The organism is Pseudomonas sp. B21-054 (assembly GCF_026016345.1).
Lineage (GTDB): Bacteria > Pseudomonadota > Gammaproteobacteria > Pseudomonadales > Pseudomonadaceae > Aquipseudomonas.
Map to the genome: position 1 here is coordinate 6,460,280 of NZ_CP087204.1, position 21,871 is coordinate 6,482,150.

The window sequence follows — 21,871 nt, forward strand, 5'->3', positions numbered from 1 at the left end:
GTCAATACGCGCAAAAAACACTATTTTGGCGCAAGCTCACGCAAGTGGCGTGCGACCGCAATCCATGCACCGATATAACCCAACAGCACCGCGCCAAGCAAGAGCGACAGACCGTCGGCGACTGGCACTCCGGCCAGCGCGAAATCACTGCCGTACAAACCGGCCAGCCCCACTACCGCATCGTTCAGCCAGTCCAGGCCAAACGCCAATACGCCCCAGGACAGAATCCCGGCACCGAAGCCATACAGCGCCCCCATATAAAGGAAGGGCCTGCGTACATAACTGTCCGTGCCGCCGACGAGTTTAATCACTTCTATCTCGGTGCGGCGGTTTTCAATATGAAGACGAATGGTATTGCCTATCACCAAAAGTAATGCAGACACCAGAAGCACCGTCAGGCCGAAGACAAACCGGTCACCGAGCTTGAGTATCGCCGCCAGACGCTCGACCCAGACTAGATCAAGTTGTGCCTGTTGTACCTTCGGCAATTCGGAAAGTCTTTGTCTTAATGCTTCAAGGGTCGGCTTGTCGACTTCATTCGGTGTCACTAGCACCACGCCTGGCAGCGGGTTTTCCGGCAGCTCCTTGAGGGCTTCGCCCAGGCCGGACTGCTGCTGGAACTCTTCCAACGCCTGCTCGCGGCTGATGTATTCGGCATCGGCCACGCCCGGCATGGCTTTGATCTGCTCGCGCAGCGCCTGGCCTTCGCCCGGGGTCGCCTCCAGTTGAAGGTAAAGGGAAATCTGCGCCGCACGCTGCCAGGAGCCCCCCAGGCGCTCCACATTACTTAGCAATAATGACAGGCCCATGGGCAAACTCAGGGCCACCGCCATCACCATGCAGGTAAAGAAACTGCCGATGGGTTGCTTGCCCAAGCGCCGCAGGCTGTCCAGCAGGCTGGCGCGATGGCTTTCGATCCAGGCGCGCAACAGCGTGGCGAAGTCCGGACCGTCGTCATCGTCGCGTTTTTTCTTTTGCGGCTGCGGGTCGGAGGCTTTCGGGGCCACCCGTTCGGCCACTTTCGGGCTGCGAGTCGCACTCATACGCCGGCCTCCCCGTCACCGATCAATCGACCACGTTGCAAGGTGAGCATGCGGTGACGCATGCGCGCGATCAGCGCCAGGTCGTGACTGGCGATCAGCACACTGGTGCCCAGGCGGTTGATGTCTTCGAACACGCCCATGATTTCCGCCGCCAGACGCGGGTCGAGGTTACCGGTGGGTTCGTCCGCCAGCAGCAAGGCCGGGCGGTGGACGATGGCGCGGGCGATGCCGACCCGCTGTTGCTGGCCGGTGGACAGGTCGCCCGGGTACAGGTCGGTCTTGTCCGACAGGGCCACGCGCTCCAGGGCCGAGTCCACACGCTTGATGATCTCGGCCTTGGACAGGCCAAGGATCTGCAACGGCAACGCCACGTTGTTGAACACCGTGCGATCGAACAGCAACTGGTGATTCTGGAACACCACGCCGATCTGCCGCCGCAGGTAAGGGATCTGGGCATTGCTGATGGTGCTCAGGTCCTGGCCGGCCAGCAGCAGTTTGCCGGTGGAGGGCCGCTCCATCGCCAGCAGCAGGCGCAGCAAGGTACTTTTACCGGCGCCGGAATGGCCGGTGACAAACAGAAACTCGCCCCGACGGACCCGAAAGCTCAGCTCATGCAAGCCGACGTGACCGTTCGGATAGCGTTTACCGACCTGTTCGAAACGAATCATGAATGCTCCCGCTCGGCAAACAGTGCCTGGACAAAGGGCTCGGCTTCAAAGGTGCGCAAATCGTCGATGCCTTCGCCCACGCCGATGTAGCGAATGGGCAGGCCGAATTGCTTGGCCAGGGCGAAAATCACCCCGCCCTTGGCGGTGCCGTCGAGCTTGGTCAGGGCCAGCCCGGTCAGCTCGACGGTCTGGTTGAACTGCTTGGCCTGGTTGATGGCGTTCTGGCCGGTACCGGCGTCCAACACCAGCAGCACTTCGTGGGGTGCGTCGGCATCGAGCTTGCCGATTACCCGACGAACCTTCTTCAGCTCTTCCATCAGGTTGTCTTTGGTGTGCAGGCGACCGGCCGTGTCGGCGATCAACACGTCGATGCCACGGGCCTTGGCGGCCTGCACGGCGTCGAAGATCACCGACGCGGAGTCGGCGCCGGTGTGCTGGGCGATCACCGGGATCTTGTTGCGCTCGCCCCACACTTGCAGTTGTTCGACGGCGGCGGCGCGGAAGGTATCACCGGCGGCGAGCATGACTTTCTTGCCATCAAGCTGCAGCTTCTTCGCCAGCTTGCCGATGGTGGTGGTCTTGCCGGCGCCGTTGACGCCCACCACCAGGATCACGAAAGGCTTGTTCTGCGAGGCGATCACCAGTGGCTGCTCCACCGGCTTGAGCAGGCTGGTCAACTCGCCTTGCAGGGACTTGTACAGCGCGTCGGCATCGGTCAGCTGCTTGCGCGCGACCTTCTGGGTCAGGCTCCGGATGATCACCGAGGTGGCCTCGACGCCTACATCGGCGGTCAGCAGGCGGGTTTCGATGTCTTCGAGCAATTCGTCATCGATGACTTTCTTGCCCAGGAACAGGCTGGCCATGCCTTCGCCAATACTGGCGCTGGTCTTGGACAAGCCTTGCTTGAGGCGGGCGAAGAAACCCACCTTGCTTTCCTCGGTGGAGCGTACGGGCTTGGCGGGAGCAATCGTTTCCAGCAGCGCTGGCGCTGGCTCGGGTGCCGCTTGCGCAATCACGGGGGCAACAGCGGTGACCGGCGGCTCAATGACCGGTTCGACGACCGGTGCCTCGACAACGTGTGTCGGAGCCGGAATCGGTGGGGTGACATGGGGTACCTGTGCGTCCTCGACCAGCGCGACCGGCTCTTCCGCCACCGGCAAGGTCAGCCACGGCGTGTGCTCGGCGGGCGGGGTCAGCGGCTGCTCGACCACTGGCTCGGCAGCAGCCTCAGGCTCGACCGGTTGCAGCACCGGCTCGGCCAGCGGCAGGACGATGGGCGGCGGTTCTTCGACCACGGCCTTGGCGTCAGGCTCAGGCAGCACTTGTGGCTGTTCGACGACGGTTTCCTGCGGCTTCTTGCGCAGCCATCCGAACAGGCCTTTTTTCTCGCCAGCCGCAGCTGGGGTCTTCTTGTCGTCGTTGGAACCAAACATGGAGGACGGCTATCTCACGGTAGCGAAGCGCCACGAGGGCGCTTCGGTGATAAATATTCGATGCTGAACAGACTGCGTTTCATCCAGCTTGTTCACGCGCAACAGATTGTCGAAATGTCCCAGGGACACCTCATCGTCGATGTTTTCGAAGGACTGGCAGGGCATCATCGGCGAAAACGCAGGGATCAACGAACAAACCCAGGGTTTCTCCGGGGAATCCAAATAGCCCGGGGCCGATAAAAGGCCCAATAGGCGTGGCCGCCAGTAAAACGGACCGTTATCCTAGCACCCTCTCGCCCGCCGACGCTAAGACCTAGCGGGCAGCCCAACAGGTTTAAACACGAATGAATGCTCTTGCCCGCCGTGCTGCAGGCCTGCTGCTCAGCACAGTTTTTCTGCCCTTTTCAGTCCTGGCTGCCGATCCACAACCCACCCACGAATTTACCCTCGACAACGGCCTGAAGGTCGTGGTGCGCGAAGACCATCGCGCGCCAGTGGTGGTATCCCAGGTCTGGTACAAGGTTGGCTCCAGTTATGAAACCCCCGGCCAGACCGGTTTGTCCCACGCCCTGGAACACATGATGTTCAAGGGCAGCGAGAAAGTCGGCCCTGGCGAAGCGTCGCTGATCCTGCGGGATCTGGGCGCCGAAGAAAACGCCTTCACCAGCGATGATTTCACCGCTTATTACCAAGTGCTGGCCCGGGATCGCCTGGGCGTGGCCTTCGAACTGGAAGCCGACCGCATGGCGAGCCTGCGCCTGCCACCGGAGGAGTTCAGCCGCGAGATCGAGGTGATCAAGGAAGAGCGCCGCATGCGCACCGACGACAAGCCCATGTCCAAGGCCTACGAGCGCTTCCAGGCCATGGCTTACCCGGCCAGCGGTTATCACACGCCGACCATCGGCTGGATGGCCGACCTTGAGCGCATGACCGTCGAAGAGCTGCGTCACTGGTATGAATCCTGGTACACCCCGAACAACGCAACCCTGGTGGTGGTCGGCGACGTGACGCCGGACGAGGTCAAGACCCTGGCCCAGCGTTACTTCGGCCCGATTGCCCGGCGCGACGTGCCGGTGGCGAAAATCCCCCTGGAGCTGGCCGAACCCGGCGAGCGCCAGATCACCCTGCATGTGCAGACCCAATTGCCAAGCCTGATGCTGGCCTTTAATGTGCCGAGCATCGCCACCGCCACGGACAAAACCTCGGTCAACGCCCTGCGACTGATCTCGGCCCTGCTGGACGGTGGCTACAGCGGCCGGATCCCGACCCAGCTGGAGCGCGGCGAAGAGCTGGTGTCCGGCGGATCGTCGAGCTACGACGCCTACACCCGTGGCGATACGCTGTTCACGTTGTCGGCGACGCCCAACACGCAGAAAAACAAAACCCTCGCCCAGGCCGAAGCCGGTCTGTGGCGGCTGCTCGAGCAGTTGAAAACCACCGCCCCGACCGCTGAAGAACTGGAACGCGTGCGCGCCCAGGTCATTGCCGGCCTGGTGTATGAGCGCGATTCGATCACCAGCCAGGCCACCGCCATCGGCCAGTTGGAAACCGTCGGTTTGTCCTGGAAGCTAATGGACACCGAACTCGCCGAACTGCAAAGCGTGACCCCGCAAGATATCCAGAAGGCAGCCCAGCTGTATTTCACCCGCTCGCGCCTGAGCGTTGCGCACGTCCTGCCCGAGGAGAAAGCTCATGAGTGAGCGCAAATCATCGCGCCTGGTGCTGATCGGCCTGGTGTCTATCGCCCTGATCGGCGCCCTGGCCTTCTATCTGTCCCCCACCAGGGGCGTCACCGCGAGCCAGGCCCTGGATAAAGCCAAGTCTGGCAACAAGCTGCAATCACTGGCGGAACTGGACGGTAAAGCCCCCAGCCACCGCCAGCTCGACGTACAGACCTGGACAACCACTGACGGCGCCAAGGTGTTGTTCGTCGAAGCCCGGGAGCTGCCGATGTTCGACCTGCGCCTGACCTTTGCCGCTGGCAGCAGCCAGGACGGCGACGCTCCCGGCCTCGCCCTGCTGACCAATGCCATGCTCAACGAAGGTGTGGCCGGCAAAGACGTTGGCGCCATCGCCCAGGGTTTCGAAAGCCTTGGCGCGGATTTCGGCAACGGTGCCTACCGGGACATGGCCCTGGCATCGCTGCGCAGCCTCAGCGCGGTGGACAAGCGTGAGCCAGCGCTGAAGCTGTTCGCCGAAGTGGTCGGTAAACCGACCTTCCCCGCCGACTCCTTCGCCCGCATCAAGAACCAGATGCTCGCCGGTTTTGAATATCAGAAACAGAACCCCGGCAAACTCGCAGGCCTGGAATTGATGAAACGCCTGTACGGCGATCATCCTTATGCCCATTCCAGTGACGGCACCGCAGAAAGCATTCCACCGATCACACTGGCTCAAGCCCAGGCTTTCCATGCCAAGGCTTATGCCGCCAGCAACACGGTGATTGCCCTGGTGGGCGACTTGTCCCGCGCCGAGGCCGAAGCGATTGCCAATCAGGTGTCCGCCGCGCTGCCCATGGGCCCGGCCCTGGCGAAAACGCCACCGCCGGTGGAACCGAAGGCGAGCGTGACGCATATCGAGTTTCCGTCCAAGCAGACCAACCTGATGCTCGCGCAACTGGGCATCGACCGGGACGATCCGGACTATGCAGCGGTATCCTTGGGCAACCAGATTCTCGGTGGCAGTGGTTTTGGCACGCGGCTGATGACCGAAGTGCGGGAAAAGCGCGGCCTGACCTATGGCGTGTATTCCGGCTTCACGCCGATGCAAGGCCGAGGCCCGTTCATGATCAACCTGCAAACCCGGGCCGAGATGAGCGAAGGCACGTTGAAATTGGTGCAGGAGGTGTTCGCCGACTACCTCAAGAACGGCCCCACCCAGAAAGAACTCGATGACGCCAAGCGTGAGCTGGCCGGCAGCTTCCCGCTGTCCACCGCCAGCAACGCCGATATTGTCGGCCAACTCGGCGCGATGGGCTTCTATGACTTGCCGCTGAGCTACCTGGAAGACTTCATGCGCCAGTCCCAGGCACTGACGGTCGAACAGGTCCGGGCCGCGCTGAACAAACACCTGAGCACCGACAAAATGATCATCGTCACCGCCGGCCCGACCGTGCCGCAAAAGCCGCTACCGGCCCCTACTGACAAACCCGCCGAGCAGCCGCTCGGGGTTCCGGAGCACTAATGGCCCGCTCATCGAATTCCAGCAAGAAACCCGTTCACAACGGGGTGAATCAATTGCGCATCATCGGCGGCGAATGGCGCAGCCGCCGCCTGAGCTTCCCTGACGCACCAGGCCTTCGACCGACCCCGGACCGGGTGCGCGAAACCCTGTTCAACTGGCTCGCGCCTTACGTAGCGGGCGCCCGGGTGCTTGACCCATTCGCCGGCAGCGGTGCGCTGTTTCTCGAAGCGCTGTCCCGTGGCGCGGCCATGGGCCAGGCATTGGACGCCAGCAGCCTGGCGGTCTCCAGCCTGAAAGAACACCTGGGTACCCTGCGCTGCACCGTCGGCCAAGTGCAAACGGCTGACGCGCTGCGCTACCTGGATGGGCAACCGGCGAGCCCCTTCGACCTGGTGTTTCTGGACCCACCGTTCAATCAGAATCTGCTGCCCGCGGTCTGTGCCTTGCTCGAGGAACGGCATTGGCTGGCCGAGGATGCCTGGGTCTACACTGAAAGCGAGACCGCCCCGTCCACCCTGGGCTTGCCGGGCAATTGGCGCCTGCATCGCGAGCAGAGGTCTGGACGGGTGTATTACGCGTTGTGGCAACGTATGGCAGAGACCGTTAGTTGAACGGCTGGCCAGTGCATCGAGAATAATAATAATGATGTCCGCTGCATCTGAACGTTTCGTCCCCGCCCTGGGCCTTGGCAACCCGCACTTGCAAACCTTGTGGGGGCCGTTGTGGCGCAAGACCACTCACATCGATCGCGAACGTGAGCGCCTGTGGCTCGATGACGGCGATTTCCTCGACCTCGACTGGCATGGCCCCCACCGCGCCGATGCCCCCTTGGTGCTGGTGCTGCACGGGCTGACGGGCTCTTCCAACTCGCCTTACGTCGCCGGCCTGCAACAAGCCCTCGGCGGCCAGGGTTGGGCCAGTGTCGCGCTGAATTGGCGCGGCTGTTCCGGCGAGCCGAACCTGTTGCCCCGCAGCTACCACTCCGGCGTCAGCGAAGACCTGGCCGCCACGATCACCCATCTTCGGGCCCGACGGCCCTTGGCGCCGCTGTTTGCGGTGGGTTATTCACTGGGGGGTAATGTGCTGCTCAAGCACCTGGGGGAAACCGGCGGCGACAGCCAGCTGCAGGGCGCGGTGGCGGTCTCGGTACCGTTCCGTCTCGACCAGTGCGCCGATCGCATCGGCCAGGGATTTTCCAAGTTCTACCAGGCGCACTTCATGCGTCAACTGGTGGCCTACGTGCGTAACAAGCAACGCCAGTTCCAGCACGACGGACGCCACGAAGGGCTGGCGACCCTGGCGGCGCTGGGCCCACTGGAAAACATGCGCACCTTCTGGGACTTCGATGGCCGGATAACCGCGCCGCTACATGGATTCTCCGATGCGGCGGATTATTATCGGCGCGCCTCCAGTCGTTATTTCATGGGTGGGATCAAGACACCGACCCTGGTCATCCAAGCCGCCGACGATCCCTTTGTCTTCCCCCACAGCTTGCCCGAACCCGGCGAGCTGTCTACCTCGACCCAACTTGAGCTGCACGCCCAGGGTGGGCATGTGGGGTTTGTCGACGGGACCTTGCGGCGCCCGGGGTATTACCTGGAGCGGCGGATTCCCCGCTGGCTGGCCAGCCTCGGCCGCGGATGAGCATCCCCTGTGGGAGCGAGCTTGCTCGCGATAGCGGTGGATCAGCTTGCAATGACGCTGACTGTGCCAGCGCCATCGCGAGCAAGCTCGCTCCCACAGTCGTTTAGGGTGTGAGCACTATTCGCCCTTCGCCACGCCCCGCTGCGGATCGGTGATCCACTCACTCCATGAGCCCGCGTACAACCTTCCCAACGGATAGCCGGCCAGGCACAAGGCAAACAGGTTATGGCACGCCGTCACGCCAGAGCCGCAATAGGCCACCAGCTCAGTCGGCGAACGCTCCCGCAGTTTTTCGGCGAAACGTTGCTTGAGTTGATCCGCCGGCAAAAAGCGCCCATCTGCGGCCAAGTTGTCGGTGAACGCCGCGCATTGGGCGCCAGGAATGTGCCCGGCCACGGGATCGATCGGCTCGACCTCGCCCTTGAAGCGTGGCAACGCCCGGGCGTCCAGCAGGGTCATATCCGGTTGGCCGAGGCGCTGTTGCAGCGCTTGAGCACTGAGCAGCAAGGTCGCATCCGGCGAACCGCTGAAGGTCCCGCGACGGCCCAGCGGCGGGTCGAGACTCAGCGGCAGGCCGGCGGCATGCCAGGCCTTGAGCCCGCCGTCGAGGATGAACACGCCATCACGCTTACCCAGCCAGGCCAGCAACCACCAGGCTCGGGCCGCATAGGCCCCCGGGCCGTCGTCATACAGCACGATGTCGCTGTCGTTGCTGATGCCCCAGGCTTGCAGGCGCTCTACCAAGGTCTCGGGCTCCGGGAGCGGATGACGTCCGGTCACGCCCTTGATCACCGGCCCGCTCAAATCTCGCTCGAGGTCCGCGAACGACGCCCCGGCGATATGGCCCTCGGCGTAGCTGCGCTGGCCGTAATCGGGGTCTTCCAGGGCAAAACGACAATCGAGGATCACCAACCCGGGTCGTGACCTTTGCTGCTCGAGGGCTTGAGGGCTGATGAGTTGCGCGATGGGCATGCTGGGCTCCTGTGGTTAAGTCGAGGGTTCGATGCCTACAGCCCTTCTTCCAGGGTCCGGGCCAGGGGGACGTAATACTCTTTGAACAGTGCATCCACCGCTTCGCGGGCCTGGTCGGTCACGAAGCCGGCCTCCAGCACCAGCACCTGGTAGACGCCACGCTTGATGGCCTGTTCACTCAGATGGCTGGAGTTTTCTCGCGTCGTGCACAGAAATCGCACCCAGGACGTGAGGATGATCCAGGCATTGAGGGTCAGGGACTCGATCTGCACCCGGTCCATCTTCAGGATACCGGCCGCCACGAAGCCCTCGTAGATCGCCGTACCGTGGATCAGGCAGCGCTGGGAAAACCGACGATAGCGGGCCGCGAGGTCTGGGTCGCTGTCGAGCAGATGCTCCAGGTCCCGGTGCAAGAAGCGGTAGCGCCACATCGCCGACAGCAGTTCCTGCAGGTAGAAACGCTTGTCGTCCACCGTAGATGCGCGACCTTTGGGCGGACGCAGGAAGCTGTCCACCAGGTTTTCGTATTCACTGAACAGCACGGCAATGATCGCCTGCTTGTTGGGAAAGTGGTAGTAGAGGTTGCCTGGGGACATGTCCATGTGGGCGGCAATGTGATTGGTGCTGACACTGCGCTCGCCCTGCTGATTGAACAGTTCGAGGCTGTTTTGCACGATGCGCTCGCTGGTTTTCATTCGTGGGACCATGGTTTGGGCTTTAATTCGACGAAGGCATTGAATGGCATCTTACGACCTATCGATGATAGGCAAAACCCAAAGCCGTTGCGGATGCCATTGACTTTCTAGAGTACAAGCTCTAGAAAACACCCATTCTAATAATATCCGGTGCCCGACAATGCCTGCCGACGTTGCTTACCTGCACGAGTCTCAACAGCAACTGGGCGCACTGCGGTCGCTCTTCGATGCCCAGCGCCAAGCCTACGCCGCCCATTCGATGCCACCGGCCGAACAACGCCAACAATGGCTCAAGGCATTGCAGGAGCTGTTGAGCAACGAGCGACAAGCGTTGGTCGACGCCATCAGCCAGGATTTCAGTCATCGCAGCGCCGACGAAACACTGTTGGCCGAGTTGATGCCGAGCCTGCACGGCATCCATTACGCCAGCCGACACCTCAAGGGCTGGATGAAACCCGTCCGACGCAAGGTAGGCATGGCGTTCCAGCCGGCATCGGCCAAAGTGATGTATCAGCCGCTGGGCGTGGTCGGGGTCATCGTGCCTTGGAACTACCCATTGTTTTTGGCCATTGGCCCGTTAGTGGGGGCGTTGTCGGCAGGCAACCGGGTCATGCTCAAGCTCAGCGAATCGACCCCTGCGACCGGCTTGCTGCTCAAGCAATTGCTGGCCAGGATCTTTCCCCAGGACCTGGTAGGCGTGGTACTCGGTGACTCTGAGGTCGGCATGGCGTTTTCCAAACTCCCGTTCGACCACCTGTTGTTCACCGGCGCCACCAGCATTGGCAAGCATGTGATGCGTGCCGCCGCCGAAAACCTGACCCCGGTCACCCTCGAACTCGGTGGAAAATCCCCAGCCATCGTCTCTGTCGATGTGCCGCTCAAGGACGCCGCCGAGCGCATTGCCTTCGGCAAAACCATGAATGCCGGACAAACCTGTGTCGCACCGGACTACGTGCTGGTCCCGCAAAACCGTGTCGGCGAATTCGTTGAAGCGTATCGCCAGGCGGTTCGCGGGTTTTATCCGACCTTGGCTGATAACCCGGACTACACCGCAATCATCAACGAACGACAGCTGGCGCGGCTCAACGGCTACATCAGCGATGCCACCGCCAAGGGGGCGCTGCTGATTGAACTGTTCGACCAAGGCCAGGGCCGGCGCATGGCCCACAGCCTGTTGCTCAATGTCAGCGATGACATGACCGTCATGCAGGACGAAATCTTCGGCCCGCTGTTGCCCATCGTGCCTTATGAGAGCCTGGACCAGGCATTTGCCTACATCAATCAGAGACCTCGTCCGCTGGCGCTCTACTACTTTGGCTACAACAAGGCCGAACAGAACCGTGTGCTCAACGAAACCCATTCCGGCGGTGTCTGCCTGAACGACACGTTGTTGCACGTGGCCCAGGACGACTTGCCGTTCGGCGGCATCGGTGCCTCGGGAATGGGGCACTACCACGGGCACGAAGGTTTCCTGACGTTCAGCAAAGCCAAAGGCGTGCTGACCAAGCAGCGTTTCAACGCCGCAAGGCTGATTTATCCGCCTTACGGCAAACCTCTGCAGAAACTGATCCAGAAGCTGTTTGTCCGCTAACGCGCGTCTGCCTGGGTAATCACAAGAATGAATCCAAGCCTCACCGCTACACCCGCCCTGTCGCGGCGCGGCCTGCTGAAATTCAGCCTCGGCGCCAGCATGTTCCTGGCCACCGTCGGGCTGGGAACCAGCCTGAGCGGTTGCTCGTCCAGCCAGCCGGCCCGCGGCCTGGCGGCCTTGCGTGACAGCGATCTGCCGTTCTTGCGTGCCGTCATCCCGGTGCTGCTGGACGGCGCCGTGGCCATTGAACAGATTCCCGCCGCCACTGAAGCCACCCTGCAAAGCCTCGACAGCGGCCTGGCTCATCTGTCCCCGACCATGCTCAAGCTCACGCGCCAACTGTTCGACGTGCTCACGCTGGGCGTGACTCGCGGGCCGCTGACCGGGGTCTGGGGCTCGTGGGAAAACGCCAGCGCCGATGACATCCGCCAGTTCCTCGATCGATGGGAAAACAGCTTGCTGGATTTGCTGCGACAAGGCCACAGCTCGTTGCTGCAAATGGTGATGATGGCGTGGTACAGCCGGGCCGAGGCCTGGGCGCATTGCGGGTACCCGGGACCGCCCAAGATTTGAAAACCAAGTGAAATCCTGTGGGAGCGAGCTTGCTCGCGATGGCGGTGTGTCAGTCAATACAGTTGCGCCTGATCTGACGCCATCGCGAGCAAGCCCGCTCCCACAGGGGTCTACATCACATACTCATAACAATAAGAGCGCCTGAACATGCCCGTACCCGATCCCTTCCGCGAAGGCCTGGCCCGTGGCTGGACCACCTACAACGGCGCGCAACTGGCCCAGGACCTGACGCTGGAAGCGGACGTGGCGATTATCGGCAGCGGCGCAGGTGGCGGCACCACGGCCGAAATCCTCAGTGCTGCCGGCTACAACGTGCTGTTGATCGAGGAGGGCCCACTCAAGACCAGCCATGACTTCAAGCTGCTCGAGGACCAGGCCTACACCAGCCTCTACCAGGAAGGCCTCGGGCGCATGAGCAAGGATGGCGCCATCACCATTCTCCAGGGCCGGGCGGTCGGTGGCACAACGCTGATCAACTGGACCTCCAGCTTCCGTACGCCCGGCCAGACCCTCGACCACTGGGCCGCCGAGCACAACGTCAAGGGCCACAGCCCCGCTGAAATGGCGCCTTGGTTTGAACAGATGGAACAACGCCTGGGTGTGGCGCCCTGGCTGATTCCACCCAACGCCAACAACGATGTGATCCGCAAAGGCTGTGAAAAACTGGGCTACAGCTGGCACGTGATCCCGCGCAATGTGCGCGGCTGCTGGAACCTGGGCTATTGCGGCATGGGCTGCCCGACCAACGCCAAGCAGTCGATGCTGGTCACCACCATCCCGGCCACGCTGGACAAGGGTGGGGCGCTGCTTTACCTGGCACGGGCCGAGCGCCTGATCCTCAAGAACGATACGATTACCGGGCTTGAGTGCCTGGCCATGGATGAGCGCTGCGTGGCGCCGACCGGGCGGCGCATCACGGTCAAGGCGCGACACTACGTACTGGCCGGTGGTGGCATCAACAGCCCGGCCCTGCTGCTGCGCTCCGACGCGCCAGACCCGTATGAACGCCTGGGCAAGCGGACTTTCCTGCATCTGGTGAACATGTCCGCCGGGCAATTCGACGAGGTCATCAACCCGTTCTATGGCGCGCCGCAGTCGATTTATTCGGATCACTTCCAATGGCAGGACGGTACCGCTGGCCAGATGTCCTACAAGCTGGAGGTCCCGCCCTTGCATCCGGCCCTCGCCGCCACGCTATTGGGCGGGTTTGGCACCGAGAACGCCCTGCACATGGCGCAACTGCCCCACACCCACGCCATGCTGGCGCTGTTGCGCGACGGGTTTCATCCGGACAGCCCCGGCGGCAGCGTCGAGTTGCGCAGCGACGGCACGCCCGTGCTCGACTACGCGGTGTCGCCCTACGCCTGGGACGGTTTGCGCCGGGCATTCCACAGCATGGCCGAGATTCAGTTCGCCGGCGGCGCCCGGACGGTCATGCCAATGCACAGCGATGCCCGCTACGTGAAGACCTTGGCCGAAGCCCGCTCGCTGATCGACGGCCTGGACCTCGCCTTGTACCGCACGCGCCTGGGCAGTGCCCACGTGATGGGTGGCTGTGCCATGGGCGAAGATCCGAAAACCGCCGTCACCGACAGCCTCGGCCGTCATCATCAACTGAACAATCTTTCGATCCATGACGGCTCGTTGTTCCCCACCAGCATCGGCGCCAATCCACAATTATCGGTGTACGGGCTAACCGCTCAATTGGCGACTTCCCTGGCCGAACGTCTGAAAAAATCATGAATATAGGGATTATTCGCAGCGTCTATAGTGCTTTCTTACCCAACAGCCGACTTGGCCGACCGAGAAGGCTGCGATACCATCCGACTCCCCAACGGACACCCGCCAGGACGACGCGATGAACCGAGTGTTGTACCCAGGTACCTTCGACCCTATTACCAAGGGCCATGGCGATCTGGTCGAACGCGCCGCGCGCCTGTTCGACCATGTGATCATTGCCGTCGCCGCCAGCCCGAAGAAAAACCCGCTGTTCCCGCTGGAACAACGTGTGGATCTGGCTCGCGAGGTCACCAAACATCTGCCCAACGTGGAAGTGGTTGGCTTCTCGACGCTGTTGGCGCACTTCGCCAAGGAAAAGAACGCCAATGTGTTCCTGCGCGGCCTGCGGGCGGTCTCGGACTTCGAGTACGAGTTCCAGCTGGCCAACATGAACCGTCAGTTGGCACCGGACGTCGAGAGCCTTTTCCTGACGCCGTCGGAGCGCTATTCCTTTATTTCTTCGACCTTGGTGCGGGAAATCGCGGCCCTGGGCGGTGATATCACCAAGTTCGTCCACCCGGCCGTGGCCGATGCACTGACCCTGCGCTTCAAGAAATAACCCGCTGGCTGCGATCCACTTCGCAGCCCGACACAGCGCAGTCCATCGCGCCCGCGTGCACTGCGCTCGCCAATGGGGCACAATTGCGCCCATACGTTTTCAGATGCCCGGGCCCAACGCCCCGGCAGGAGCCTGCATGTCCCTGATCATCACCGACGACTGCATCAATTGCGACGTCTGCGAACCCGAGTGCCCGAACGAAGCCATTTCCCAAGGCGAAGAGATCTACGTCATCGACCCGAACCTGTGCACCCAATGCGTCGGCCACTACGACGAACCCCAGTGCCAGCAGGTCTGCCCGGTGGATTGCATCCCCCTGGATGAAGCTCATCCGGAAACTGAAGAACAGTTGATGGCGAAATATCGCAAGATTACGGGTAAGGATTGAGCCAGATTATTGTGTAGGGTCTTTGCGGGCCTCATCGCGAGCAGCAACACCCAAGATCCAACTGCCCGCCTCACTCCTGCCGCTCAAACCCCTCCCCAATACACCCCAGGCATCGCACGAATGTGGCCTTCGCCGGGTCCACCACCAACGCCTTCCCCGCATCACCAACCCCACCGCCCAGCGCGGTAAAGGGCAACGACACCACAAACGCCCCGGCACCGATCACCGTGGCGACCAGCAACAGCGGGCGGGCGATCAGCAGGTCGCCGATCATGGCGAAGGCAGGCGGATTCTGGATGGTGTAGCGCGGGTCGCCGCTGCCTTCGTTCGCCAAGGCAGGCAAACCGACACTCAGCAGCAGCGCAAGAACAACAGGTCGAAGCAGATTCATGGGGCGATCCTTCGGCTAAGCAGTATGACTACTGACTATAGACGGATCAGCCCTGACAGCGTGGACACCAGACACTGGCGCGCTGTCCCAGGCGGATTTCCCGCAGCCCCGTGCCGCAGACCTTACACAGCTCACCGCCTCGGCCGTAGACGAACAATTCCTGCTGGAAGTAGCCGGGCTGGCCATCGCCACCGATGAAATCACGCAGCGTGGTACCGCCGCGCTCGATAGCGTGGGCGAGGATGCGCTTGATCTCGATTGCCAGCTTCAGGTAACGCGCCCGGGAAATACCTCCGGCCGCCCGACGCGGGTCGATGCCGGCGGCAAACAACGCCTCGGTCGCATAAATGTTGCCCACGCCCACCACCACCGCGTTGTCCATGATGAACGGCTTGACCGCCATGGAGCGACCACGCGAGAGCTGGAACAAGCGTTCGCCGTCGAACAGGTCGGTCAACGGTTCCGGCCCGAGGCGGATCAGCAGTTCATGATTGAGCGGGTCGAGGCTCCAGAGCATCGCCCCGAAGCGCCGCGGGTCGGTGTAGCGCAAGGCCAGGCCGGACTCCAGCTCGATGTCCACGTGCTCGTGCTTGGCGGCGGGCATGCCGACCTCCACCAACCGCAGATTGCCGGACATGCCCAAATGGCTGATCAAGGTGCCGACTTCGGCATTGATCAGCAGGTACTTGGCCCGTCGCTCCACCAGCACAATGCGTTGCCCCGAAAGCCGCACATCGAGGTCTTCCGGAATCGGCCAGCGCAGGCGGCGGTCGCGGACCACCACGCGACTGACCCGCTGGCCTTCAAGGTGGGGCGCGATTCCGCGACGGGTGGTTTCGACTTCCGGCAGTTCTGGCATAGGGCTCTCGAGTCAGGCGAAGGCTCGGCGCTTATCTTCAGCGCTTAGCGAGTAGCGAGGTCGCGGATTTCCTGTTTCTGGGTCTGGAAGTCGTATTCCGACAAACCGATGTAATCGAGCACCAGCGCCCCGACGCACTCCCACTCATGGTCTTCGGCCTGATTGCCCAGCACCCGATGGGAGGCACAGATGTTCTCGGACATTTTCAGGATCGCCAGCAGGTTTTTCAGCTGACTGTTGTTGCGTGAAGAGTCGTCGCTGAAAACCGCCAGGGCATTGTGGTGGTTGGCGATGGCCTGGCTGACGTGGTCCGGCAGGCGCCAGGATTTGGAGGTGTAGTAACCGACCACCGCATGGTTGGTATTGAACACGCGGTTCTCGGTGTCCACCACCCGGCACTCGGCGCTGGCATTGGCGTAGGCCTCCTCCAGCACGCCCATGTAGCTGGGAAACTGCTTGAGCATCAACGGCACGCCGCAATCGTGGAACAAACCCAATGCGTAGGCTTCGTCGCCATTCTCCAGGCCGACGCGCTTGGCCAGGGTCAGGCAGGTCATCGCCACGTCCTGGGCCGTATCCCAGAAGCGGTTCAAGGTGACGATGGCATCGTCGTGCAGCTCGCCCTTGATCGACTGCGCATTGATCAGGTTGATGATCGAGCGGCTGCCCAACAGATTCACCGCACGCTGGATCGACGTGATCTTGTTGCGCAGGCCGTAGTACGGCGAGTTGACGATCTTGAGCAAGGCCCCCGAGAGACCCGGGTCCTGGGAGATCAACTTGGCAATGGTCTCCAGGTCCGGATCGGGCATGTACTGCTCCATCTGCAGATCCACCATGATCTGCGGCTGGGGCGGCACGCTGATGCCTTGCAGGGACTGTTGGATCTGTTCAGCGGTAAGCTCTTTGGACATGAGTGCACACTCTGGGTCAGGCGGGGATTCTAACCCTTAAAGATGGATCCGATACACCGCTGGGCCACCGATCGTCCTTCAAGCACGCCAATCACCGCAACACGGTATACTCCCGCTCTTTTTTCCGGAGCGACGTCATGTCCCTGCCTAGCCTGCGCCTCAAAGCCAACGCCGACCGTCGCCTGCGCGCCGGCCACCTGTGGGTCTACAGTAACGAAATCGACGTAGCCGCCACCCCGCTGCACGGTTTCAAGGCCGGCGACCAGGCCATCCTCGAGGCCGCCGGTGGCAAGCCGCTGGGCATCGTCGCGATGAGCCCCAACAACCTGATCTGCGCCCGCCTGCTGTCCCGTGACGTCAAGCTGCCGCTGGACAAATCCTTGCTGGTGCATCGCCTCAACGTGGCCTTGTCGTTGCGCGAACGGCTGTTCGACAAGCCGTTCTATCGCCTGGTCTACGGCGATTCCGACTTGCTGCCGGGCCTGGTGGTCGACCGTTTCGGCGACATTCTGGTGGTGCAGATCGCTTCCGCCACCATGGAAGCCCATAAAGACGACGTGATCGCCGCCCTCACCCAGGTGCTCAAGCCCAGCGGCATTCTGTTCAAGAACGACTCCGCCGCCCGTGATGCCGAAGGCCTGAACCGCTACGTCGAGACCGTGTTCGGCCTCGTGCCGGAATGGGTCGCCCTGGAAGAGAACGGCGTGAAGTTCGAGGCACCGGTCATGGAAGGTCAGAAAACCGGCTGGTTCTACGACCACCGCATGAACCGCGCACGCCTGGCGCCATACGCCAAGGGCAAGCGTGTCCTGGACCTGTTCAGCTACATCGGCGGCTGGGGCGTGCAAGCGGCGGCGTTCGGTGCCAGTGAAGTGTTCTGTGTCGACGCCTCCGCCTTCGCCCTCGACGGTGTCGAGCGCAATGCGGCGCTCAATGGCTTCGCCGAGAAACTGACCTGCATCGAAGGCGACGTGTTCGAAGCCCTGAAGGAGCTCAAGGCCAGCGAAGAGCGTTTCGACGTGATCGTGGCCGACCCGCCGGCCTTCATCAAACGCAAGAAAGACCTGAAAAACGGTGAAGGCGCCTATCGCCGTCTCAACGAACAGGCCATGCGCCTGCTCAGCAAGGACGGCATCCTGGTCAGCGCTTCGTGCTCGATGCACCTGCCCGAAGACGACCTGCAGAATATCCTCCTGACCAGTGCCCGCCACCTGGACCGCAACATTCAGCTGCTCGAACGCGGCGGCCAAGGGCCGGACCATCCGGTGCACCCGGCCATTGCCGAAACCCGCTACATCAAAAGCATTACCTGCCGGTTATTGCCCAACAGCTGAGTCTCGGATGGGGCCGCAGTCATGGCTGCCGGGCCCCGCACCGTGATATTTGATCGATGCCTGATTCGCAGCCTTGGCTGCGAATTTTTTTGCGCGTATGAAAAGTTACCGAGCACTGAAGTCAATATCACTATCTATACATTCTGTATGAACCCTCCCACATAATTACTGGAGCTTTCCTACTCAATATCCACTTGCCAAGCACTCATCACAAACTATGATTGAACTGTCACAGCGCAAGTGACAACTATTAAAAAACACAACACTCATCTCAAACAAAGGAGCTGTACGATGAAAGCAATCAATCTGGAAGCTAATAAAATCGCAAACCTGGCAGGCCTGATTGTTCCAAAAAGCCGCTAAGTAAGTAAAAGATGGAGCTGGGGAGTGCCGGCGCCCCGCTCCATCCAGACTCTTCGTTCCAGCGGAATCCATTTTCATGCATATAAACCCGTGCCTTTTCATACTTGCGCGACCGCCGCACCAAATTGTATGGAACTATGAGTACCACACTCAATTCGAACTTGAACTTGAACATTCGATACGTTTGGCGCAACTTATCAGCGATCCGTCACAATTCGACACCTGCAACCCAATAGACATTGAGTTCGTCAAGGCCGACATACTGATTACCGAACCCAGAAAACCGATTAACTGGAAATGGGATGAACTGTCGAAAATCTTTCATATCGGCACAAAGAACATTCCCTGCGAGAGTGTCCCCCAAGATGTGAATGAATGGGCGACGCTGTATCTGCAACATTGCAATGAAGTACTTGCCTCACCGACACCCACCACCAGGACGAAGCCATGCCCGGTCGACCGGATTGCCCTTGCTCCGTGCTCGCTGGTGGATCTACAGCACGTTTCGCTGGCGCAGACGCTGGTCAACCGGAGCACTTCTCGCTCATTCAGCGAACACGCCATTTCAGTCGAGCAGGTCAGCACCCTCCTATACCTGACCCTGGGTTACTTGAACGAACGCTCGTGCGTTCAGGTCAGCCCCCCCGATACGCTGAACGCACGCCGCAGCAGCCCCTCGGGTGGCGGCCTGAATGCCTGCGAGGGTTATCTTTACGTGCGCAACGTCACAGGGCTGGCACCGGGGATGTACACCTATCACCCCGACGAACACGCCTTGAGCCTGATCCGACCAATACCGGATGCTCCCCTGGGCCAATTGTTATGTGGTCAGCACTTCATTAATCCTCTGCCATTCGGGCTGTTCATCACTTCACGCTTCGACAGACTGTGGTGGAAGTACGAGCACTCCCGCGCCTACCGGATGGCATTTGTTGAAACGGGTCACGTGTCCCAGGTCTTCCTGATGGTTGCGACTGCACTTGGCCTCAATAGCTGGTTGACCGGGGCGCTGGCCGACCGCCAGGTGGAACAGCTGCTTGGCCTTGAGGAAGCCCCGGAGCAACCGTTGTTTTTTGTCGGCTGCGGGCATGGCGACGGACAGGTGCATTGCAATGAGCTGATGGCCCTGGTCAATGGCCAGGACACTGTCTCATGACCGGTTCTACCTTTACCCAGGTACCTCGCTACACCCTGGGCGACTGGGATAACAAGGCCACGGTACGCGTGGGGAAAAACGACTACCGGTTGCCCGATGATCTGGAGCAGCAACTGTCGATTCGAGACTGGTTTCCCCCCACCTTCATTCCCTATATCGAACATCCGCTGATCGACAGGGCAGGACGCTCCATTGCCCAGCGCCTGGCGGCCAATCACCTGGTGTATTTCCTCGACTACACCACCTTGCTCGAACACCGAGTCGTCAATCGTGCCGTGGAAACCCTCGTTCATGGCGAACTCACCGTGCCGATCCCCAGGCAGATGAAAACCGCTGCCCTGCAGCTCTATACCGACGAGGGCTACCACGCACTGTTTTCCAATGAAGTGGCCGAACAGATCGCCGCCCTGTATGACATCCGCGATCGTCCGCCCCCCAGGCGTATCGCCCGGCTATTGGCTGTAATCGACATCACGTGCCCCGCGGATCGGCCCCTGGCGTGGTTCCTGCTGGGGTTCGTCTCCGAAACGATCATCGCCAAAGAGCTGCTGGCCATCACCCGCGAAGGGTTGGTTTCCACGGTGTACAGGATGCTCAGGAGTCATCTCGAGGACGAGGCACGCCACAGTCGCTACTTCAGCGAGGTGTTCCAGTACTTGTGGTCCGCCCTGGCCCCGACACAACGCGACCTGGCCGCAAGCATGCTGCTGGAGATCATCGGCCTTTATTTCGAGCCTGACGTGCCCAGGCTGCTGGGCAGCCTCGCCAGCGTCGGTTTCGACGAGCCGTCATCCCAGCAGATCATCGCCGACCTCCTGCAACCAGGTGCCCATGCCCGACGGGTGCGCTCAGGGGCGATCTCGACCTTCGCGGCCATGGAAAAGGCGGGTTTTTTCGACAACGAACACAACCGGCAGCTTTTCTCTCAGGCGGGGTTTATCGATGGCTGACACCCAAGACCTTCCAGGCACTCGCAAACCAGCCACCGTCGGGCTGTTGCTGACGCTGACCTTGCTCGGCGTGTTTCCGATCGATGTGGTGCTGCCCTCGTTCCCGGCGTTGTCCGAGCATTTTCAGAGGCCGTCGTCTGATATCGCCCTCTCTGTCAGCCTGTTCGCAGTAGGCATCGCTCTTTCGCAGCTGCTGATCGGCCCACTCTCCGACGCCATGGGGCGCAAGAACCTGCTGCTGATCGGGATCAGCGTTTCAGCCGTCGGGGCAACAGGTTGCGTGCTCGCCGATGGCTACTGGTCCTTTCTGTTTTTCCGTGTCGCCCAGGCCTTGGGGTGCGGTTGCTTCGTCCTGTCCCAGGCGTTGATCCAGGACCTGTTCACAGGCAGGGAACAGCAGCGACTGCGTATTTTCCTGGTCACCTGCGGTGGCATCTTCATTTCCGTTTCGCCCCTGGCCGGCACCGGGCTACAAAGCTGGATGGGCTGGCGTGGCAGTTTCCTGGTGTTCGTGGCCCTGGCAGTCGGCGTGTTTGTCGGCGCCAGCCTGTTACTCAAACCGTCCCCGGCGGGCCACCCACGCAAGCGCCTGGACTTCATTGCGTCTTATCGAAAGGTCTGCGGTGACTTCAGCTTCATGGCCTATTGGTTGACGTCGGCACTGGCCTTTTCCTGTCATTTCTCGTTTATCGTCATCTCACCACTGGTGCTCATCGATCAGTTGCAACTCTCGCCCGAGGCCTTTTCGTGGGCATTGCTGGGCTACGGACTGGCTTATATCGGCGGCGGAGCGGTAGCGACCGTGCTGAGCAATCGAATAGACCCACAGACGCAAATCATCACGGGCCTGGGCCTGATCCTGGTAGCGGGCGTCTTGATGCTCGGACTCTCCAGCCAACTGGGCTTGTCGGTCACTACCCTGCTGCTGCCCATGATCGTATGCACCGCCGGAACAACCATTGCCCGGGCGGCGGCCCACACTCTGGCAATGAATAGATTCCCGGGGCAAGCCGGTACATCCGCCTCGGCCGGCAGCGTGCTGATCTTCATCGTCGGCGGGCTGACCAGTGCCGCGATCAGCCTTACACCGCTGGATATGCAGATCACGCTGGCGCTGTGCCTGATGTTGCTCAGCCTCCTCGGGCTGCTGCTCAACACCCTGGTCCGGCATCGCCACAGGGGACTGTTGGCAGGCTGAGCGCCGCCAGTCGTCATCCCAAGCACGACATTGGCGTCCGATCAGCACTTTGCGTCATTTCATCCTGGCGCCAGCGGTGTAGAATCGCGACATTCATCGCCATTCATCCCCGGCGGGTTTATGAGCTCATGCTGAGGCGCGCAGTGATCCTGCAAAGTCATCGGCCACTTCCGGACAC

At 61.4% G+C, this 21,871-nt stretch carries 21 protein-coding genes; 13 read left to right on the forward strand and 8 right to left on the reverse strand.

Annotated elements, in window-relative coordinates; translation table 11 throughout:
- Positions 1 to 20: 20 nt before the first annotated feature.
- From ftsX to ftsY, 3 genes are read right to left on the reverse strand one after another with little or no spacing between them, the layout of a single operon-like run.
- Complete coding sequence (ftsX, locus tag LOY70_RS28175; protein ID WP_265031894.1) at positions 21 to 1,043, reverse strand: permease-like cell division protein FtsX; 1,023 nt, start codon at positions 1,041 to 1,043, stop codon at positions 21 to 23.
- Complete coding sequence (gene ftsE, locus LOY70_RS28180; protein WP_003177474.1) at positions 1,040 to 1,711, reverse strand: cell division ATP-binding protein FtsE; 672 nt, start codon at positions 1,709 to 1,711, stop codon at positions 1,040 to 1,042. The genes ftsX and ftsE overlap by 4 nt, the downstream gene beginning before the upstream one ends.
- Complete coding sequence (gene ftsY / locus LOY70_RS28185) at positions 1,708 to 3,144, reverse strand: signal recognition particle-docking protein FtsY (protein ID WP_265031895.1); 1,437 nt, start codon at positions 3,142 to 3,144, stop codon at positions 1,708 to 1,710. The genes ftsE and ftsY overlap by 4 nt, the downstream gene beginning before the upstream one ends.
- A 344-nt stretch (positions 3,145 to 3,488) precedes the next feature.
- On the opposite strand from ftsY, the gene LOY70_RS28190 reads away from it, so the two are divergent.
- Genes LOY70_RS28190 through LOY70_RS28205 form a run of 4 tightly spaced genes read left to right on the forward strand, consistent with a single transcriptional unit; the run spans position 3,489 to position 7,971 of the window.
- The gene (locus LOY70_RS28190; RefSeq protein ID WP_265031896.1) at positions 3,489 to 4,844 is read left to right on the forward strand and encodes a M16 family metallopeptidase; all 1,356 of its coding nucleotides are present in this window, start codon (positions 3,489 to 3,491) and stop codon (positions 4,842 to 4,844) included.
- Positions 4,837 to 6,327 carry a M16 family metallopeptidase gene (locus LOY70_RS28195; RefSeq protein ID WP_265031897.1) on the forward strand — a complete coding sequence of 497 codons (1,491 nt, stop codon included), beginning with the start codon at positions 4,837 to 4,839 and terminating at the stop codon, positions 6,325 to 6,327. Before LOY70_RS28190 ends, LOY70_RS28195 begins: the two co-directional genes overlap by 8 nt.
- Positions 6,327 to 6,938: a 16S rRNA (guanine(966)-N(2))-methyltransferase RsmD gene (gene rsmD, locus LOY70_RS28200; protein WP_265031899.1), complete on the forward strand. Its 612-nt coding sequence runs from the start codon at positions 6,327 to 6,329 to the stop codon at positions 6,936 to 6,938. The genes LOY70_RS28195 and rsmD overlap by 1 nt, the downstream gene beginning before the upstream one ends.
- 34 nt (positions 6,939 to 6,972) lie before the next feature.
- The gene (locus LOY70_RS28205) at positions 6,973 to 7,971 is read left to right on the forward strand and encodes a hydrolase (RefSeq protein WP_265031901.1); all 999 of its coding nucleotides are present in this window, start codon (positions 6,973 to 6,975) and stop codon (positions 7,969 to 7,971) included.
- 117 nt (positions 7,972 to 8,088) lie between these two features.
- Here LOY70_RS28205 and LOY70_RS28210 read toward each other — a convergent pair whose 3' ends face one another.
- The gene (locus LOY70_RS28210) at positions 8,089 to 8,943 is read right to left on the reverse strand and encodes a sulfurtransferase (RefSeq protein WP_123416192.1); all 855 of its coding nucleotides are present in this window, start codon (positions 8,941 to 8,943) and stop codon (positions 8,089 to 8,091) included.
- Positions 8,944 to 8,978: 35 nt separating this feature from the next.
- Positions 8,979 to 9,650: a TetR/AcrR family transcriptional regulator gene (locus LOY70_RS28215; protein WP_123343645.1), complete on the reverse strand. Its 672-nt coding sequence runs from the start codon at positions 9,648 to 9,650 to the stop codon at positions 8,979 to 8,981.
- Positions 9,651 to 9,798: 148 nt separating this feature from the next.
- Here LOY70_RS28215 and LOY70_RS28220 point away from each other — a divergent pair, with 148 nt between their 5' ends.
- From LOY70_RS28220 to LOY70_RS28240, 5 genes are all read left to right on the forward strand, one after another.
- Positions 9,799 to 11,229, forward strand: a complete 1,431-nt coding sequence (locus LOY70_RS28220) for a coniferyl aldehyde dehydrogenase (protein WP_265031902.1) — start codon at positions 9,799 to 9,801, stop codon at positions 11,227 to 11,229.
- A 27-nt stretch (positions 11,230 to 11,256) separates the two neighbouring features.
- Positions 11,257 to 11,802 (forward strand): twin-arginine translocation pathway signal protein, encoded by a 546-nt coding sequence (locus LOY70_RS28225; protein WP_265031903.1) that lies wholly within the window; start codon positions 11,257 to 11,259, stop codon positions 11,800 to 11,802.
- 147 nt (positions 11,803 to 11,949) lie between these two features.
- Positions 11,950 to 13,545: a GMC family oxidoreductase gene (locus LOY70_RS28230; protein ID WP_265031905.1), complete on the forward strand. Its 1,596-nt coding sequence runs from the start codon at positions 11,950 to 11,952 to the stop codon at positions 13,543 to 13,545.
- A 115-nt stretch (positions 13,546 to 13,660) separates the two neighbouring features.
- Complete coding sequence (gene coaD / locus LOY70_RS28235) at positions 13,661 to 14,140, forward strand: pantetheine-phosphate adenylyltransferase (protein ID WP_025215993.1); 480 nt, start codon at positions 13,661 to 13,663, stop codon at positions 14,138 to 14,140.
- Positions 14,141 to 14,276: 136 nt separating this feature from the next.
- Positions 14,277 to 14,528 (forward strand): YfhL family 4Fe-4S dicluster ferredoxin, encoded by a 252-nt coding sequence (locus LOY70_RS28240; protein WP_060740180.1) that lies wholly within the window; start codon positions 14,277 to 14,279, stop codon positions 14,526 to 14,528.
- Between the two features lie 70 nt (positions 14,529 to 14,598).
- Here the strand turns inward: LOY70_RS28240 and LOY70_RS28245 are convergent, their stop codons facing one another.
- From LOY70_RS28245 to LOY70_RS28255, 3 genes are read right to left on the reverse strand one after another with little or no spacing between them, the layout of a single operon-like run.
- Positions 14,599 to 14,919 carry a multidrug transporter gene (locus LOY70_RS28245; protein WP_123416196.1) on the reverse strand — a complete coding sequence of 107 codons (321 nt, stop codon included), beginning with the start codon at positions 14,917 to 14,919 and terminating at the stop codon, positions 14,599 to 14,601.
- Between the two features lie 46 nt (positions 14,920 to 14,965).
- Complete coding sequence (gene mutM / locus LOY70_RS28250) at positions 14,966 to 15,778, reverse strand: bifunctional DNA-formamidopyrimidine glycosylase/DNA-(apurinic or apyrimidinic site) lyase (RefSeq protein ID WP_123343640.1); 813 nt, start codon at positions 15,776 to 15,778, stop codon at positions 14,966 to 14,968.
- 44 nt (positions 15,779 to 15,822) lie between these two features.
- The gene (locus tag LOY70_RS28255; protein WP_265038218.1) at positions 15,823 to 16,638 is read right to left on the reverse strand and encodes an HDOD domain-containing protein; all 816 of its coding nucleotides are present in this window, start codon (positions 16,636 to 16,638) and stop codon (positions 15,823 to 15,825) included.
- A gap of 191 nt (positions 16,639 to 16,829) precedes the next feature.
- On the opposite strand from LOY70_RS28255, the gene LOY70_RS28260 reads away from it, so the two are divergent.
- The 4 genes from LOY70_RS28260 (at position 16,830) to LOY70_RS28275 (ending at position 21,693) form a co-directional block, all read left to right on the forward strand.
- On the forward strand, positions 16,830 to 18,026 hold the full coding sequence (locus tag LOY70_RS28260; protein WP_003206543.1) for a class I SAM-dependent rRNA methyltransferase: 1,197 nt from the start codon (positions 16,830 to 16,832) through the stop codon (positions 18,024 to 18,026).
- Positions 18,027 to 18,465: 439 nt separating this feature from the next.
- The gene (locus LOY70_RS28265) at positions 18,466 to 19,545 is read left to right on the forward strand and encodes a SagB/ThcOx family dehydrogenase (RefSeq protein WP_265031910.1); all 1,080 of its coding nucleotides are present in this window, start codon (positions 18,466 to 18,468) and stop codon (positions 19,543 to 19,545) included.
- Positions 19,542 to 20,495, forward strand: coding sequence for a diiron oxygenase (locus LOY70_RS28270; RefSeq protein ID WP_265031911.1), 954 nt, complete (start codon positions 19,542 to 19,544; stop codon positions 20,493 to 20,495). The genes LOY70_RS28265 and LOY70_RS28270 overlap by 4 nt, the downstream gene beginning before the upstream one ends.
- Positions 20,488 to 21,693, forward strand: a complete 1,206-nt coding sequence (locus tag LOY70_RS28275; protein ID WP_265031912.1) for an MFS transporter — start codon at positions 20,488 to 20,490, stop codon at positions 21,691 to 21,693. Before LOY70_RS28270 ends, LOY70_RS28275 begins: the two co-directional genes overlap by 8 nt.
- The last annotated feature ends 178 nt before the right edge of the window (positions 21,694 to 21,871 follow it).

What these genes read in the sequence shown, in the direction of transcription:
- ftsX (WP_265031894.1), bottom strand. Translation starts at nt 1,043, where the DNA reads ATGAGTGCGACTCGCAGCCCGAAAGTGGCCGAACGGGTGGCCCCGAAA.
- ftsE (WP_003177474.1), bottom strand. Translation starts at nt 1,711, where the DNA reads ATGATTCGTTTCGAACAGGTCGGTAAACGCTATCCGAACGGTCACGTC.
- ftsY (WP_265031895.1), bottom strand. Translation starts at nt 3,144, where the DNA reads ATGTTTGGTTCCAACGACGACAAGAAGACCCCAGCTGCGGCTGGCGAG.
- LOY70_RS28190 (WP_265031896.1), top strand. Translation starts at nt 3,489, where the DNA reads ATGAATGCTCTTGCCCGCCGTGCTGCAGGCCTGCTGCTCAGCACAGTT.
- LOY70_RS28195 (WP_265031897.1), top strand. Translation starts at nt 4,837, where the DNA reads ATGAGTGAGCGCAAATCATCGCGCCTGGTGCTGATCGGCCTGGTGTCT.
- rsmD (WP_265031899.1), top strand. Translation starts at nt 6,327, where the DNA reads ATGGCCCGCTCATCGAATTCCAGCAAGAAACCCGTTCACAACGGGGTG.
- LOY70_RS28205 (WP_265031901.1), top strand. Translation starts at nt 6,973, where the DNA reads ATGTCCGCTGCATCTGAACGTTTCGTCCCCGCCCTGGGCCTTGGCAAC.
- LOY70_RS28210 (WP_123416192.1), bottom strand. Translation starts at nt 8,943, where the DNA reads ATGCCCATCGCGCAACTCATCAGCCCTCAAGCCCTCGAGCAGCAAAGG.
- LOY70_RS28215 (WP_123343645.1), bottom strand. Translation starts at nt 9,650, where the DNA reads ATGGTCCCACGAATGAAAACCAGCGAGCGCATCGTGCAAAACAGCCTC.
- LOY70_RS28220 (WP_265031902.1), top strand. Translation starts at nt 9,799, where the DNA reads ATGCCTGCCGACGTTGCTTACCTGCACGAGTCTCAACAGCAACTGGGC.
- LOY70_RS28225 (WP_265031903.1), top strand. Translation starts at nt 11,257, where the DNA reads ATGAATCCAAGCCTCACCGCTACACCCGCCCTGTCGCGGCGCGGCCTG.
- LOY70_RS28230 (WP_265031905.1), top strand. Translation starts at nt 11,950, where the DNA reads ATGCCCGTACCCGATCCCTTCCGCGAAGGCCTGGCCCGTGGCTGGACC.
- coaD (WP_025215993.1), top strand. Translation starts at nt 13,661, where the DNA reads ATGAACCGAGTGTTGTACCCAGGTACCTTCGACCCTATTACCAAGGGC.
- LOY70_RS28240 (WP_060740180.1), top strand. Translation starts at nt 14,277, where the DNA reads ATGTCCCTGATCATCACCGACGACTGCATCAATTGCGACGTCTGCGAA.
- LOY70_RS28245 (WP_123416196.1), bottom strand. Translation starts at nt 14,919, where the DNA reads ATGAATCTGCTTCGACCTGTTGTTCTTGCGCTGCTGCTGAGTGTCGGT.
- mutM (WP_123343640.1), bottom strand. Translation starts at nt 15,778, where the DNA reads ATGCCAGAACTGCCGGAAGTCGAAACCACCCGTCGCGGAATCGCGCCC.
- LOY70_RS28260 (WP_003206543.1), top strand. Translation starts at nt 16,830, where the DNA reads ATGTCCCTGCCTAGCCTGCGCCTCAAAGCCAACGCCGACCGTCGCCTG.
- LOY70_RS28265 (WP_265031910.1), top strand. Translation starts at nt 18,466, where the DNA reads ATGCATATAAACCCGTGCCTTTTCATACTTGCGCGACCGCCGCACCAA.
- LOY70_RS28270 (WP_265031911.1), top strand. Translation starts at nt 19,542, where the DNA reads ATGACCGGTTCTACCTTTACCCAGGTACCTCGCTACACCCTGGGCGAC.
- LOY70_RS28275 (WP_265031912.1), top strand. Translation starts at nt 20,488, where the DNA reads ATGGCTGACACCCAAGACCTTCCAGGCACTCGCAAACCAGCCACCGTC.